13 protein-coding genes are annotated in these 14,880 nt (G+C 74.3%); 3 read left to right on the top strand and 10 right to left on the bottom strand.

Annotated features, from left to right (window positions below; all coding sequences use genetic code 11):
- The 3 genes from F9B16_RS29645 to F9B16_RS29635 all read right to left on the bottom strand — a co-directional run.
- A partial coding sequence (locus tag F9B16_RS29645) for an SRPBCC domain-containing protein (protein ID WP_151543506.1) occupies positions 1-500 on the bottom strand: 500 nt, incomplete at its 3' end.
- A gap of 16 nt (positions 501-516) precedes the next feature.
- Positions 517-1,311 carry an ABC transporter ATP-binding protein gene (locus tag F9B16_RS29640; protein ID WP_151543505.1) on the bottom strand — a complete coding sequence of 265 codons (795 nt, stop codon included), beginning with the start codon at positions 1,309-1,311 and terminating at the stop codon, positions 517-519.
- A 193-nt stretch (positions 1,312-1,504) separates the two neighbouring features.
- Positions 1,505-2,710, bottom strand: a complete 1,206-nt coding sequence (locus tag F9B16_RS29635) for an MFS transporter (protein WP_151543504.1) — start codon at positions 2,708-2,710, stop codon at positions 1,505-1,507.
- A 122-nt stretch (positions 2,711-2,832) separates the two neighbouring features.
- Here F9B16_RS29635 and F9B16_RS29630 point away from each other — a divergent pair, with 122 nt between their 5' ends.
- Together F9B16_RS29630 and F9B16_RS52960 are read left to right on the top strand one after the other, a co-directional pair.
- Positions 2,833-3,690 (top strand): SAM-dependent methyltransferase, encoded by an 858-nt coding sequence (locus F9B16_RS29630; RefSeq protein ID WP_225992047.1) that lies wholly within the window; start codon positions 2,833-2,835, stop codon positions 3,688-3,690.
- A gap of 401 nt (positions 3,691-4,091) precedes the next feature.
- Positions 4,092-4,475 carry a hypothetical protein gene (locus F9B16_RS52960; RefSeq protein WP_225992046.1) on the top strand — a complete coding sequence of 128 codons (384 nt, stop codon included), beginning with the start codon at positions 4,092-4,094 and terminating at the stop codon, positions 4,473-4,475.
- 20 nt (positions 4,476-4,495) lie between these two features.
- Here the strand turns inward: F9B16_RS52960 and F9B16_RS29620 are convergent, their stop codons facing one another.
- From F9B16_RS29620 to F9B16_RS29590, 7 genes are all read right to left on the bottom strand, one after another.
- A complete protein-coding gene (locus F9B16_RS29620) occupies positions 4,496-4,915 on the bottom strand; it encodes a PaaI family thioesterase (protein WP_151543501.1) in 420 nt (139 codons plus the stop codon).
- Positions 4,912-5,544 carry a TetR/AcrR family transcriptional regulator gene (locus F9B16_RS29615; RefSeq protein WP_151543500.1) on the bottom strand — a complete coding sequence of 211 codons (633 nt, stop codon included), beginning with the start codon at positions 5,542-5,544 and terminating at the stop codon, positions 4,912-4,914. Before F9B16_RS29615 ends, F9B16_RS29620 begins: the two co-directional genes overlap by 4 nt.
- Positions 5,545-5,599: 55 nt before the next feature.
- Positions 5,600-7,723: a DUF2207 domain-containing protein gene (locus F9B16_RS29610; protein ID WP_151543499.1), complete on the bottom strand. Its 2,124-nt coding sequence runs from the start codon at positions 7,721-7,723 to the stop codon at positions 5,600-5,602.
- Positions 7,696-8,511 carry an SAM-dependent methyltransferase gene (locus F9B16_RS29605; RefSeq protein WP_225992045.1) on the bottom strand — a complete coding sequence of 272 codons (816 nt, stop codon included), beginning with the start codon at positions 8,509-8,511 and terminating at the stop codon, positions 7,696-7,698. The genes F9B16_RS29610 and F9B16_RS29605 overlap by 28 nt, the downstream gene beginning before the upstream one ends.
- Positions 8,508-9,569, bottom strand: a complete 1,062-nt coding sequence (locus F9B16_RS29600) for a hypothetical protein (RefSeq protein WP_192809058.1) — start codon at positions 9,567-9,569, stop codon at positions 8,508-8,510. The genes F9B16_RS29605 and F9B16_RS29600 overlap by 4 nt, the downstream gene beginning before the upstream one ends.
- An 82-nt stretch (positions 9,570-9,651) precedes the next feature.
- Complete coding sequence (locus F9B16_RS29595) at positions 9,652-13,032, bottom strand: WD40 repeat domain-containing serine/threonine protein kinase (protein WP_151543498.1); 3,381 nt, start codon at positions 13,030-13,032, stop codon at positions 9,652-9,654.
- A 34-nt stretch (positions 13,033-13,066) separates the two neighbouring features.
- A complete protein-coding gene (locus F9B16_RS29590; RefSeq protein WP_151543497.1) occupies positions 13,067-14,293 on the bottom strand; it encodes an MFS transporter in 1,227 nt (408 codons plus the stop codon).
- A 226-nt stretch (positions 14,294-14,519) separates the two neighbouring features.
- Between F9B16_RS29590 and F9B16_RS29585 the strand changes: the two genes are divergently transcribed.
- On the top strand, positions 14,520-14,873 hold the full coding sequence (locus F9B16_RS29585; RefSeq protein WP_151543496.1) for a hypothetical protein: 354 nt from the start codon (positions 14,520-14,522) through the stop codon (positions 14,871-14,873).
- The last annotated feature ends 7 nt before the right edge of the window (positions 14,874-14,880 follow it).

The following is a 14,880-nucleotide window of genomic DNA, read 5'->3' as shown; positions in this document are numbered from 1 at the left end:
GGCGCCCCCGCCGCGCCCGGCGCCGCTGCCGGCACCGGGGTCTCCGGCTCCGCGGGCCCGGCGCACAGCTCCACCAGCCGCGCCGAGAAGTCCTTGGTCATGCGGGAGACCACGACCCCCGCGCCCGCCTCGATCAGCGAGGTGAGCTTGCCGGTCAGCGTGATCTCGCCGTCCATGGCGACCTTCGAGCCGGTCCCGTCCTCGACGACGCGGAAGCTCGCCTCGGCGGTGAAGCGGGTCGCCGCCTGGCCGTCCTTGCCGCGGGCGGTGAGCCGTCCCTCGAACCCGTCCTCGTCCAGTTCCAGGTGCACGCGGGCGCCGAACCTGACCCGGACGGCGCCGAACTTGACGACGAGCGTCCCGTCGAAGGACCCGTCCTCGTGCTCCTCGCCGAGCTCGGCGCCCGCGATGCAGGACACGACGTCCGCGGGACTGGAGATGACCTCCCACACCCGTCTCCGCGGGCTCGGGACGGCGATCGTCTCGGTGATCGATATCAACGTTGAACCTCTGTCTCTACGCGGTGGCGTCGGACATCTGCAGCTCGGACTTGAACAGGCCCCACAGGTCGTTGTAGAGCTCAGCGAACTCGGGCGACTCCACGAGGGAGCCGATGGTGCGGGGCCGCTCGAACGGCACCTCCAGGACCCGCCGGACCGTGCCGGGGCCGCTGGACATGACGACGACCTCGTCGGCGAGGTAGAGCGCCTCGTTGAGGTCGTGGGTGACGAAGACGAGCGTCCCGTGCTGCTCCTCCCAGAGGTTGAGCAGGTCCTGCTGGAGCTTCAGCCGGGTGATGGCGTCCAGCGGGCCGAACGGCTCGTCCATCAGCACGATGGACGGGTCGTAGATGAGCGCCCGGGCGATGGAGACGCGCTTCTGCATGCCGCCGGACAGCTCGCGCGGGTAGTGGTCCTCGAAGCCGGTCAGCCCGACCAGCTTCACCCAGTGGTCGATGCGCTCGTCGCGCTCGTCCTTGGGCACCTTGCGGAACTTCAGGGCGAGCCCGATGTTGGCCCGCACGCTCAGCCACGGGAGCAGGTTGGCCTGCTGGGTGACGTAGGCCGCCGCGGAGTTCACGCCGCTGACGGGCTCGCCGGCGAAGTGGACCTCGCCCTTGGTCGGGGCCAGCAGCCCCGCGGCCAGGTTGAGGATCGTGCTCTTGCCGCAGCCGGACGGCCCGATCACGGCGACGAACTTGCCGCGCCCGACCCGCAGCGAGACGTCCTCGATCGCCGGCCGGTGCGTCCCGGGGAACCGCAGCGTCACGTTCTCGAAGCGGAGGGCCTCCGCTTGTGGATGGCTCGACATCGTTCCCTCCCTGACCCCAGCCGGATTGTCCGACAAGCGATGCCGAGGAACGTAACATGCCGGACATCTCCCGGCAAGGTTCTGCCAGGAAGAAGGCGACATAGTCAGGGAACCTTCAGGTTGGGCGCCGAGGATTGTTAGACAATGACGCCATCGGTGAGATCGGCGTCACAGCACGCGGCGGGGGCCGGCGCTACGCCAGGCGGCCTCGGGCCCTGAACGCGAGGTACGCCGCGAGCGACGTCCCGGTGAGGCCGGCGGCGACGAGGAAGACCGAGCCGGTCCCGGCCGCCCCGGCGACGGCGCCCAGGGCCGGCGCGCCGACCGCCTGGGACAGGTCCATCGCCATGAAGAACGTCGAGGTGGCGCGCCCGCGCCGCTCCCTGCCGGCCGCCAGCACCGCCAGGGAGTTCAGGGTCGGCTGGGCGGCCCCCATCCCCAGCCCGTACGCGCCGCCGGCGAGCATCAGCACCGCCGGGTTCGGGCACCACCAGACGCCGGCCTGGCCGAGGACGAGCAGCGCGATGCCCGGCGCGAGGACCCAGACCGTCCCCCACCGCCGCTCCAGGCGCCCGGCCGTCAGCCGCGAGACGGCGAGCATGAGACCGCTGGCGACGAAGAACAGGCCCGAGTTGCCGATGCCGCGCCCGAGCGCGTAGGCGGCCATGAAGGTGTTGATGCCGGCGGTGCCGAACATCAGCAGGAACATCACCGACGCGGGCCGCCAGGCGTCCCGGTCGACGATGCGGGTCCACAGCGGCCGGGCGGACGGCGTCAGCCGGTCATCGCTCCGTTGGGCCGCCTTCCGCCGCGCGTCCGCGCTGACGGCGGCGGAGCGCAGCGGGATGCGCAGCAGCACGTTGACGAGGCCGCAGGCGAACGCGGCGGCGAACGCCCACCGGTATCCGCAGGCGCCGCGCAGCTCCAGGGCCAGCCATGGCCCCAGTAGCTGCGCCACGGTCTGCTCCACGCCGAGGTAGCCGATGCCCTCGGACATCCGGCGTTCCGGAATGAGGTCGGTGGCCAGCGTCATCACGGCGGTGCCGTTGAGCGAGAACCCGACGCCCTGCGCCACCCGCGCAGCCAGCAGCGCCCAGATCGGCAGCGCCAGGACGTACAGGCCGGACGCCGCGCAGTACAGCACGGACCCCACCACCATGACCGCGTACCGCCCGCGGTCGTCGACCAGGCCGCCCGACAGCGGCCGCAGCACGACCGCGGCCATCATGTAGAAGGTCGTGGTCAGGCCCGCGACCGCGGGCGAAGCCCCGTGGTCGAGCACGTACAGCGGGATCAGCGCGATGAGCATCTGGGTGCCGGTGCGCAGCAGCCCGTTCGCGGCCATGAGCAGCACGAACGGGACGGTGAAGATGCGCTCCCGGCGCTCTGCGGCGGGCACGCCGGAGAGGATAACCAATTAGTTTCGCTAACAAAATACTTTGGCGATCCGGCCGGAGACGCTCCCTCGCGCGCGTTCTGCGCATATGATCATTTTCGTCGGCGATGCAAGGGGGAGGCGGAGTGTCGGAGCGTGTCCGGAAAGCGTGGGAGGTGCCGAGCGCGGTGTCCCGGCCGGTCGGCGAACCGGTGCGGATCGACACCACCGTCGCGCACTCGGCCCGGATGTACGACTACTACCTGGGCGGCAAGGACCACTACCAGGTCGACCGGGACACCGCGGAGATCGCCGCGCGCAGCTGGCAGGCGGTGCGGATCGCCGTCCGGGAGAACCGCTCGTTCCTGGGCCGGGCCGTCCGCCACCTGGTCCGCGACCACGGGATCACCCAGTTCCTCGACATCGGCGCCGGCCTGCCCAGCGCCGGCAACGTCCACGAGATCGCCCAGGCGGAGGACCCGTCCTGCCGCGTCGTGTACGTCGACAACGACCCCATCGTGCTGGCGCACGCCCGGTCGCTGCTCATCGGCACCCCGGAGGGGAAGACCGCCTACGTCCATGCCGACCTGCGCGAACCGGCGGCGATCCTGGACGACCCCGCCGTCCGCGACACCCTGGACCGCGACCGGCCGGTCGCGCTGATGCTGGTGGCGATCCTGCACTTCATCGTGGACGAGCAGGACCCCGGCCAGATCGTCCGGCACCTGATGGAGGCGCTGCCGTCCGGCAGCTTCCTGGTCGCCTCGCACGTCACCCCCGAACACGACCCGGACGGGGTACACGGCCTGGAGCAGGCCTACCGCAACGGCGGCGTCCCCGCGCAGGCCCGCACCCGGGACGCGTTCACCGCCCTCGCCTTCGACGGCCTGGAACTGCTCGACCCGGGCGTGACCCTGGTGTCGGAATGGCGGCCCGACGGCGACGGTCCCCGCCCGCCGGCGAACCAGGTCAATTGGTACGGCGGCATCGCCCGCAAACCGTAGGTCGGCCTACCGAGAGCGGCGGGACTTCCGGCCCGCCCGGGCCCGATCGGTAGAAATACCGAACAGCCGGAATCCGGCACGGAATGCCGCGGATTCTGGGTTACAGTCGCGTTGCCGCGAGAGCCGGCCCCTGACCGGCCCTCGTGAGCAGGCACGATGCCCACGAATTCACGTGGCGGGGGAAAATGCTGGGTCGTGAACACGGCGGCGAGTACGCCGCTCTTTCCGCGGAGCAGATCGCGGCGCTGACGATCGAAGGACGCGGCGGGCAGCCACGTGAGGCGGGTAATCCGGACGTCGTTCTCGGCGCGTCTCCCCGCGAGGGGTCGTGGGTGCCGTCGAAAACCGGGCAGCCGATCCACATCGGAATGGATTTGCCGGCGCCCGCCGCAGGTGCCCGGATGCCGCGTCCCACCATGCGCGTGTTCACCGGTGCCGCGGCCGACACCGACGTCGTCGTGTTCGCGACCGCCGACGGCGCCGCGTGGCTCACGGTCGTCCACGGCCCGGACGCCCCGGCCCCGTTCCGGTACGTGATCACGTTGCCGGAGGGGCTGGCGCTGGAGCCCATGCCGTCCGGCGGCCTCGACTTCATGCATCCGCGCTACGGCGCGACCGTCGGCAGGCTGTACAGGCCGTGGGCGTGCGACGCGATGTTCCGCCCGTTGCCCGCGGAGTACCTCGCCCAGGAACCGGCGGTGCTGACGGTGAACGTCGATTCCGCGAGCGCGTCGTACCCGTTCGTCGTCGGCGTGGTCTACGGCAGCGCCCCACGCCCCGCCTGATCCTCGTCAACCGGCGGCCGTCAGCCGGCGGCCGCGGCCGGCCGCGCCGGCATGAACAGGGCGCTGACGTTGGCGATGACCCGGCCCTCCGCCGTGAACGTCGCCGTCCCGGCGGCGAGGCGCCGCCCGGACCGGGTCGGGACGACGGCGATGTCGACCCACGCGCCCTCCTCGGCGGCGCCGACCAGGTCGCAGGACAGGTTGACGGTGATGAGCGGCACCGGCGGATCCCGCCGGACGGCCAGGGCGTGCCCGATCACCACGTCGCCGACGGCGGCGATCACCCCGCCGTGCAGCAGCCCGCGGGCGTTGGTCTTGGGCGCCTCGACCAGGAAGCCGGCGCGCAGCGGGTCGTCGCGGTGGCGCAGGAACCCGCCGATGGCGGTGAGCAGCGGGCTCGGCCGCTCGTAGGGGGCGAAGCCCGGGCGTCCGTCGGTCACGGTGCCTCCTCAGCGGGCGGACGGGGGAGCTCCGACGCGGTCGCGGCCAGGCCGCGCAGCGCCGCGGTGACCGTCGAGCGGAAACGCCGGTCGGCCGTCTCGGGGGCGCCGGCCAGCAGCCCGGAGGCGTCCAGCGCGAGGAGGCCCTGCACCGTCGCGAACAGGCCGATGGCGGCGTCCTTGGCCGTGCCCGGGGCTCGGCCGGGCCCCAGGACGGCCGCGACCCGGCCGACGACGATCGCGTAGATCTCCTCGGCGGCCCGGGCGTCGGACGCGTCCGGGCGGAACTCGGCGAACGGCCGGGAGAACATCACCTCGTGCAGGTGGGGGGCGCGGCGGGCGAAGGACCGCACGGCGAGCGCCAGGGCGAGCACGTCCGCCTCGGGATCGCCGGTGGGATCCAGGGCGCGCAGGTCCGCCGCCAGCCGCGCGAAGCCCTCGGCGAACAGCGCGCGGACCAGCCCGGCCTTCCCGCCGAACAGCTCGTTCACCGCGGCCAGAGACGTTCCGGCGCCGGCGGCGACCGCCCGGGTGGTCACCGCCGCGGTGCCGCCCGTCTCCAGCAGCCCGCCCGCGACCGCCAGCAGCTCGCCGCGCAGCGCGCCGGTGCGCGTCTTCCGCCGTCCCATCCCGCCACCCTACCGCTTTTTCAGATCACTGATCCGAAAAAGCGGGCGGGACGGTTCACCAGGAGCCGCCTCCCCCGCCGCCGTCACCGCCGCCGACCCCTCCCCCGTCGCCGCCGAAGCCGCCGAAGCCGCCGTGGTCCGAACCGCCCCACCGGGACGTGGACCGCCGGGCGGCGGAGGCCGTCCGGGGCCGCGTCCCCGAAGCGCGCTTCGCCTTCCGCGCGGACGCGTCGACGAACATCGTCGCGACCTCGCTGAAGCGGTCCGCGAGCCCCTCGTCCGGACCGTCGTCGGTGTACCACTCGGGCGGGGCGCCGTGGCTCGCGACGTATCTGCGCAGGATTCCCTGGTATCCCTTTGCCACGGAGTACGGGAGGTCCTCGGCGGCCGGCACCTTCTTGGTCACGAGGCCCCCGATGTAGCGATCTGCCTCGTCCCTGAGCCGCTGGGCGTGGCGGGTGAAGGGGTCGATGCGCCGCGAGCGCAGCCAGACGACCGGAGCGACCACGAGCAGCGCCGCGCCCAAGGCCGTCACGTCCGTCACCACGCCCTCGGCGGCCGGGCCGTACACCAGGCACAGGAACCCCGCCGCGCCCAGCAGCGCCGACGCGGACCGCAGCAGGGGCACGCCCGCCGACAGGGGCCGCCTCCAGCCGTGCGCATCGACGGCCTCCACCACCAGGGGACGCAGCCGCCGCGCGAGCCCGAGACCGTCGACGTCCTCGGCGTCGGCGCCGTCGCGGTCGCCGAACACCTCGGCCACGAACGCCTTCTCATAAGGACGCAGGTCAGCGGTGTCGCGGCGGTCCGTCCGCCGGAGCCGCGGCCCCTTGCCCGCCGGGCGGGTGATCCGCAGGTGCCCGCGGACGGCGAGGTCCACGGCGACGCACGCGCCGAGGTCGCGCTCGCCGGCCCAGTAGGTGCATAGGACGGTCAGTTCCGCCGGCGCCACCGCGGGGACCGGCGCGGCCGGGTCCAGGCCCGCCCAGTGGAGCGGGCGCAGGAAGACCACCACCTCGGACGCGACGGCGAGCAGCGCCGCCGCGACCGCGAGCCAGCCGAACGCGCCGACCTGCCAGCCGTCCTCGCCCGCGGGTTCCCGCACCGCGCCGTGCGGAAGCGTCGCGCGGACGGTGATGCCCTGCCCCGCCGCCAGTCGCTGCGCGAAGACGGCGTTGCCCTGGCCGGTGTTCCACGCGCCGGCGCACGGCGCCGTCGAGCCGCGAGGGCCGGCATAGCAGGCCAGGGACCGGTAGGCGGCGGGCGCCTGGAGACGGACGGTCACGACGTCGATCGGGACCTTCCACTCCGTGCCCACCGCGTTCCAGTCCAGGACGTCCGACCGGACGGCGTGCGTCGCGGTGTAGTCGAGCGTGTAGGTGTGCACGCCCGTGACCAGCGTCGCCGGGTCGCCGATCCGCACGTCCACGGCCCCCTTGGAGCGGGTGACGGACCGTCCGGCCGGCGCGTCGGGGCTCCCGGCGGCCAGGTGCCCGATCGTGGTGCGGCCGGACGGGATGCGCCGCTCGATGCCGTGCCGGCGGGCGTCGCCGAAGTCGTAGACGATCGTCTCGTGCACGTGGAGGGCACCATCTCCCCCCACCGTCAGCTCGACCGCGTACGACCGGATGTGCTCGGGCGCGGGCGCCGCCGCGACCGCGGGAGCGAGGAAGAGGAGCGCGAGGCAGGCCACCACCGCCCCGACCAAGATCCGCCGCATACGCCGTACGACGCCGAGAACAGGCGAACGGTTCTGCCCCGGCGCGCTCGGCCGGCGGCGGCCGTCACGCTGAGGGCGTGCCGCCCCCCCGCCTACGCCCCGGTAGTGATCAACCCGAGGCCGGCGAACGCCCGCCAGGCGTCGGCCGAGAACGGCCGGCCGGACCGCACGGTCGCCTGGCGCGCCTCGAAGCAGCCGGCCCTGCAGCCAGCCGCCGAGGACCATCACGAGCCCGCCGACGAGGTAGCCGGCCCGGAACCGCAGCGGCACCGCCGTCGCCGAGGCGGCGCGTCCGGCGTGCGCGGTGGTGCGCGCGTCCGCTTCCCGGGTCTCGGCGATCGCGGTGGTCAGCTCCTCGGTGAGGGCGTCGAGGAGCACCGACAGCACGGCGTCGCGCGGCCGTCGAAGTGCTCTGTCATCGCCGGCGGCGGTCAGGGCTTGAGGGCGATGCCGCTCCACATAGTGGACGGGGTGTCGGCCAGGGCGGGGTCGTCCGGGCGCCATTCGGGGGCCCGCACGAGGCCGGGTTCGACGAGGTCGAGGCCGTCGAGGAAGGCCGCCACCTGGTCGCGGCTGCGCAGCGTGATCGTCTGCGCCATGGCCTCGTTCAGCCGGTCGGCCATGTTCGCCATCCGCGTGGCCTGGATGTCGGTGGCCGGGTGGGAGATCGCCACATAGCTGCCGCTCGGCACCGCGTCGACCAGCGTGCGGACGACCCCGTACGGGTCGGACTCGTCCGGCACGTACTGCATGATCGCGATCAGCATCACCGCGACCGGCCGGCGAAAGTCCAGGATCTCCCGCGCGGCGTCCAGGATCGTGCCGGTGTCGCGGATGTCGGCGTCGATGTAGGACGTGGCGCCGGCCGGGCTGCCGGTGAGCAGGGCGCGGGCGTGCGCGAGCACGACCGGGTCGTTGTCGACGTAGACGACGCGGCTGTCCGGGGCGGCGGCCTGCGCGACCTCGTGGGTGTTGTCGGCCGTCGGGATCCCGGTGCCGATGTCGAGGAACTGCCGCACGCCGCGTTCGGCGGCGAGGAAGCGGACGGCGCGGGCCAGGAACGCCCGCGTGTTGCGCACCGAGGCGACCATGTCGGGCAGCGCCGCGATGGCCTGCTCCGCGGCCTCCCGGTCGGGCGCGTAGTTGTCCTTGCCGCCCAGCCAGTAGTCCTGGATGCGGGCGATGTGCGCGACGCTGGTGTCGAACGAGGGCGCGTCCGCGCCGTCATGCGTCTCCCCGGCCATCATGGGACCTCCAGTCCTCCCGGCGCCGAGCCGCCGCCCAGCCTAGACCGGCAAGATCGGCGCGGTGGGCGGTTCACGGATGACGTGGCGGCGTGCGAGGCCGCCGCCGCCAGGACCAGGAGGAGGACTGCCGCCGCGCCGAAGACGGCGTTGCCGGTCAAGGCGACGGGGACGGAGACGCCCATCTCCTTGGCGTGCGTGAAGCCCACCCATATGTAGGTCAGCAGCGCGCCGCCCGCCAGCGCCAGCCGGTGGGAGGCGCCCCAGCCGCGGCTCCGCGACCAGCGCGCGCACAACGCGACGGCCCCGGCGAGCACGACGAACCACGCCGCCACCGGCCACCAGACCGACAGTCCCTCCGGCAGCTGGTCGCGCAGCCAGTAGAGGCTCGTGACGGCGAAGGCCGCGGCGCCGACCGTCCATGGGCGCGGCGCGTCCGCGTCCGGCATGCGCGCCGGACGGCGGCCCAGGGCGAACGCCAGGGCGATCAGCCCGGCGATCGCGGTTCCCGCGACGGCGAACTGGTACGGCGAGGCGACGAAGTGCTCCGACTGAGCCTGCGAGACGCCCAGCAGCACGGCCGCGGCGACGAAGAGCAGGCCGACGGCGGGCAGCCCGGCGCGCCCGAGCCACGGCCGGCGCGGATCGCGCATGAACGCCTCCACGAGCGCGATCGGAACGCAGATGCTCCAGATCGTGTGCATCGACACGACGTCCTGCAGCATCTCGACGCTCGTGCCGAGCAGCGGGACGTGCGTCGACGCGTACGCCGACCCCATGTCGAACCCGCCGTAGTGCGGGTTCCACAGCATCTGGTCGACCGGCCCCTCCTCGATCAGGGCATAGGAGACCGCGAGGACGATCATCGTCGGCCAGCCGCGTCCGGTCCGCCGGGCGGTCTCGCGCACCAGCAGGGCGCCGCCGCCGTACAGCGGGGCCAGCAGGACCAGGCCGGGCAGTTCGGTGATCGGCTGGTTGCCGAGCAGGAACTCCCCCACCAGCGGCGCGAGCAGGAACAACGCCAGGGCGGGCAGGAACCGGCGGCGCACGGAACGGCACATGCCCGCGAGCCTAGGAACGGCGCCCCGGACGCCGAATCGGCCAACGGTCGATGCCCCGATGGCCACCCGGCCGTTCCGCCCGCTACCTCGGTTCGCCCCGCTCCGGGGGGTCGCCGCGCTGGTCAGCGTGCGGCGCCAGGTCCCAGTCCAGTTCCCACAGCCGGGTCGTTCCGTCGTCGCTCCCGGAGAGCGCGTACCGGCCGTCGGGCGTCACGGCCAGGGCGCCGACGCGGTCCCGGTGGCCGTCGAGGGTCCGGACGCACCGTCCGGTCGCGGCGTCCCACACCCGGACGCCGGAGTCCTCGCCGCCGGACACCGCGAACCGCCCGCCGGCGGTGAAGCGGACCGCCGTCGCGTTGCCCGGACGCTCGTCGAACGCCCGGATCAGGGCGCCGGTCCCGGCGTCCCACGACCGGATCGGCCGCTCGCCGTACCCGCTGGACAGGATCGTCCGCGCGTCGGCGCTCAGGCACACCGACTTCACCCAGTGCCCGTGGCCGTGCTCGATCGTGCGCAGGCACGCGCCGGCGTGCAGGTCCCAGAGCCGGATCGTGCCGTCGTTGCTCGCCGACGCCGCCAGCCGCCCGTCGCCGTGCAGCCAGGCCGCGTCGATCCGGGCCCGGTGCCCAACCAGCGTCCGCACGCAGCGGGCCCTGTCCAGGTCCCACACCCTGACCGCGTGGTCGTGGGAGCAGGTGATCGCGGAACGGCCGTCGGCGCTGAGCGCGGCCGAGGTCGCGCCGCCGGTGGCGTGGCGGTCCAGCCCGGCCAGGCGCTCGCCGGTCGCGGCGGACCACAGCCCGACGGCGCCGGTGCCGCTCGCGGACAGGACCCGTTCCCCGTCGGCGCTCACCGCGACCACGTCCGCCGGCGCGCTCGTCTCGATCTCGTGCAGGAGCGTCCCGCGGTGCAGGTCCCACACGTGGTCGGTGCCGATGCTGCTTCCGCAGGCGGCGATCCGGCCGTCGCGCGACAGGCCGGCCGAACGGACGATCCGCGCCCCGGGCTCGTTGAGGACGCGCGCCGTCCATCCGCCGCGCGGCCGGGCCGGGCCGATACGGCGGGACAGCGCCCACCAGGCGTCCAGGGCGCGCGGCGCCCTCTCGTGGCCGGGGACCGCACGCGCCCTGGTGAGGAGTTCGCGGGCCTCGTGGAGGCGGCCGGCGGACAGCGCCCGCTCCGCCTCGTCGACCAGCCGTCCGGCGTCGGCGGCCAGGCGGGACAGCTCCGCGTGCCTGCGCGGCCGGCTCGGCTGGAGCGCGGCGACCGGCTCGGCCTTCGGTGGCCAGGTCCATGTGCGGGCCGTGCGGTCCTGGCCGAGGGAGATCCCCGTCCGGCCGCCGGGGTCCATCAGCACGCCGAGGACCTCCTCGTCCCCGTGCCCGTCGAAGGTCCGCAGGCAGCGGCCGTCCGCGACGTCCCACAGCCGTACGGCGCCGTCCTCACCGCCCGACAGCAGCCGCCGGCCGTCGGCGCTCAGCGACAGCGCCGCGACGAAGCCGGAGGACCCGGCGAGCGTCCGGACGCGCCGGCCGTCGTCCAGGTTCCAGACGCCGATCCGGCGGTCGGCGGTGGCGATCGCCGCGGTCCGGCCGTCGGCGCTCATGCCCATGGCGGTGACCGCCGCCGCGAGGTCGCCGTCCAGGACCACGCGGCAACGCCCCGCGTCGATGTCCCACAGCTGGACCGTGTAGCGCTCGCGGGCGGTGGCGAGGACCCGGCGGCCGTCCGCGCTCATCTCGACCGCCGCGTCCGGGCCGTGGCCGCCGATCGCGAGGCGGGGCGTCCGGGCGGGCGGGTCCCAGACCAGGACGCGGCCGTCGCGGACGGCGGCCACGGCGACGCGCCCGTCGGCGCTCAGCCGGACGGACGTGACGCCGAGCTCGCGTGCCGCCTCCCCGGTCGCGGCGGTCCACAGGCAGCGGCCGGACTCCAGGTCCCAGTACCGCATCACGGCGTCGAGCCCGACCGAGACGGCGAAACCCGCGTCGGCGCTCACGGCCACCGAGTCCACCTGACCGCGGTGCGCTTCCAGGCTCGACCGCTCCGTCCCGCCGGCCAGGTCCCACAGGCGGAGGACGCCGTCGGTGCCGCCGACGAGCGCGAGCCGCCCGTCCGGGGTGAACGCGACGGCCCGGAGGAGGCGGCGGAGCGGGTCCGCGTGCCCTGGCAGCGCGCGCGTTCCGGTGGGGGCGGCAGCGGGGACCCGGCCGGCGTCGATCGTCCGCAGCGCCGCCGCGACCTGCGGTTCGCCGGGCCGGTCCCGCTCGGCGGCGGCGAGCAGCTCGCGCGCCGCGGGCAGGTCACCGCGCTCCATGTGCACCTGGGCGAGCAGGTACCGCGCCTCCCAGGAGTCGCCCGACTCGCGACCGGCGACCTCGACCGCGGTGACGAGGTCCTCGTCCGTAACCTCGCCCCGCCGCCAGCGCAGCAGGCCGGCGTTGTAGGTGGCCTGCAGGTGCCGCGGGTCGGCGAGCAGGGCCTGGGCGAACGCCTCGTCGGACGCGGCGGGACGGTCGAGGTCCAGCAGCGACAGCGCCCGGTTGTTCAGCTCGTCCGCGCGCAGTTCGGCCTCGGCCGGCGCCGGGCGAGGGTGGGTGTGCCCGGTGACCTGCCGGTAGACGGTGTCCAGCTCGTCGGCGATCTCGGCCATCGAGGCGGGACGGGCGGCAGGTTCCGCGCGCAGGCACCGTTCCAGCAGGTCCGCCAGAGCGGGCGGCAGCGCGGGCGGGCCCGGCTCCGCGGGGCCCTCGGCGCGCAGCGCCGCGAGTGCCTCCCCCGCCGCCGCGCCGACCCGCCAGGTCGCCCCGCCGTTGAACATCTCCAGCACCGACACCGCGAAGCTGTAGACGTCGGTGCGGCGATCGAGCGGCTCCCCCTGCAGCTGCTCCGGCGAGGCGTACCGCACGGTCATCCCGGCGTTCGTCACCGGGGCGCCGTCCCCGCCGGGCGCCGCGGAGGTCACGGCCCGGGCCAGCCCGAAGTCGGTGACCTTGGCGGTCCCGTCGCCGTCGAGCAGGACGTTGGCCGGCTTCACGTCCTGGTGGACGACGCCCCGCTCGTGCGCGTGCCGCAGTCCCCACGCCATCTGGATCGCGAGATCGAGGATCCGGGCGGCGGCGTCCCCCTCGTACAGCGCGCGGTCGTCGATGCGTTCCTGCAGGCTGCCGCCCGCCACGTACTCGGCGAACACGCAGGGCACGCCGTAGAGCGTGCGCACGTAATGGCAGCCGCACACGTTGGGGTGCAGCCCGAGCGACACCCATGTCTCCGCCTCGGCGACGAACCGCTTCCGGCCGGAGGCGTCCGAGAACATCTCGGGGCGCGGACGCTTGACCGCCAGGTCCGTCCCCCAGGACAGGTGACGGACCCGGTACACCAGCCCCATGCCCCCGTGCTCGTTGACCCCGAGCACCGCGTACCGGCCGGCGACGACGTCCCCCACCCGCCACGGCAAGATCACATGGAAAGCGTAACCGACAAACAAACATTCTCGTCTACCAGGTGGCGTCGCCTTCGCCGCGCAGGCCTGCCTCCGACCAGCCGGGGACGCCGATCGCCGCCGCGAGCGCGACCGCGCCGACGCCGATCAGTGCCGCGGTCGCGGCGACGGCCCCCAGGTCGAAGAGCCGGCCGATGAGCAGGTCGCCCGCGAAGGCGAACAGGCCGGCGGCGGACTGCAGGACGCCGTAGTACGCGCCGAAGCGTCCGGGCGGTGCGCGGCGGGCGGTGCGCTGGAAGATCGCCGGCTGGATCAGCCCGTTCGACACGCCGTTGAGGACGGCCGCCAGCAACAGCGGGACCGTCTGGGTGCCGTCCAAGGGCGCGAGTATGAAGAACGCCGCCGCGGCGCACAGCAGGCCGAGGCGCAGCACCCACGGACGCTCGCCGCGGTGACCGGCGGCCACGAAGGGCTGGGCGGCCGCGGCCACCGCCGCCAGGACGCAGAAGCAGAGCGTCGCGGCGGCCGGGGAGAACTCCAGCAGCGGGACGGCGGTCAGCATGCCGTTGGCCAGCAGCGTCGTCGGTGCCGTCGCGAGCGCGAAGAGCAGGAAGGCGCGGTCGCCGAGCACCGTCCGCACGCCCGTGAGGAGTTCCCTTCGTGGTCTCGCTGTGGGCTTCCGTCCGCGATTCGGGATCAGCAGGAACAGCACGCCGCCGACCGTCCAGAGGGCGGCCGCCGTTGCGGCCAGCGGCGTGAACCCTCGCCCGAGCGAGAGAAGGGCGAGGCCCAGGACGGGGCCGAGCACCGTTGCCGCATGCTGGGTCGCGACGAACCCGGCGAACCCGCCCGGCCGCCGGTCCGGGCCGACGCCGGCCAGCAGGCACTGGGCCGCGGGGTTGTAGAGCGCGCCGCCGGCGGCGAGGACGACGGCCGCGCACAGCAGCGGGCCGAGGCCGTCCACCGTGCCGAGCAGGACGAACCCCAGCGCACGCAGCACGCAGGCGATCGCCCCGGTACGGCGCGGGCCGAGCAGATCGGTGACCGCGCCGACCGGCAGCAGCAGCGCGGACTGCAGGCCGGCCTGAACCCCGAGGATCAGCCCGACCGCTCCGGCCAGCAGCCCCAGATCGTGCCGCAGGTGGGCGACCAGGTGCGCCGCCACCGCGAAGTAGCCCAGGCAGGCGGCGAGCTGGATCGCGATCACGGTCGTGATCACCCTGCGGCCGGCCGGTTCCCCGGCCGAGCGGGCGTCCGCCGGAGCGGGAGTATCGACGATCACTCACCGCAGCACACCAGAAAGACGGTCGATGTCCCAACACGGGTCTCCGGCCCGTCCGAGACCACGGGTGCGATGACCACCGCCGTTCCAGCCCGACGCCCTCGGCCCCGGGACACCGCGCGCCCATGGGGACTTGCCGGAGCGCGGGCGGTGAACTGTACTTGAGCCGAGGCGGCCGACACGACCGCCGTCTCCGAGCTTCCCGCGCCGCATCCGAGGATCGCCGGTGGACACTGCACGGAAAGGCGCCGTCGGCCTGGCGGTGACCGCGCTGATCATCTGGGCCGCGTTCATCGTGTGGTGGGCCACGGACGCCTACTCGGCCGCGCATCACCTGAGCGCAACGGACTGGCAGGGCAACCACCGCGCCAAGGTGCGCCTGCTGTACAAGGCGTTCGTGGTCGGCGGCCTGCCCCCGCTGGGCGCCGCACTCGCCTGGGTGCTGGGACCGCTGGTGGCGCGTTCGAAACCGGTGCCGCTGTGCACCGCGGTGGGGTTCCTGACCGGCGCGCTGGGCCTGGGAGTGGCCGCCCTCGTCGAGTTCGCCATCGCCCTGTCCCGGATCGAATTCGTCTTCTAGCCCGCAT

The organism is Actinomadura montaniterrae (assembly GCF_008923365.1).
GTDB classification, from domain to species: domain Bacteria; phylum Actinomycetota; class Actinomycetes; order Streptosporangiales; family Streptosporangiaceae; genus Spirillospora; species Spirillospora montaniterrae.
The sequence above is the reverse complement of the archived record's forward strand: the minus strand, read 5'-3'. Positions and strand labels throughout refer to the sequence as shown.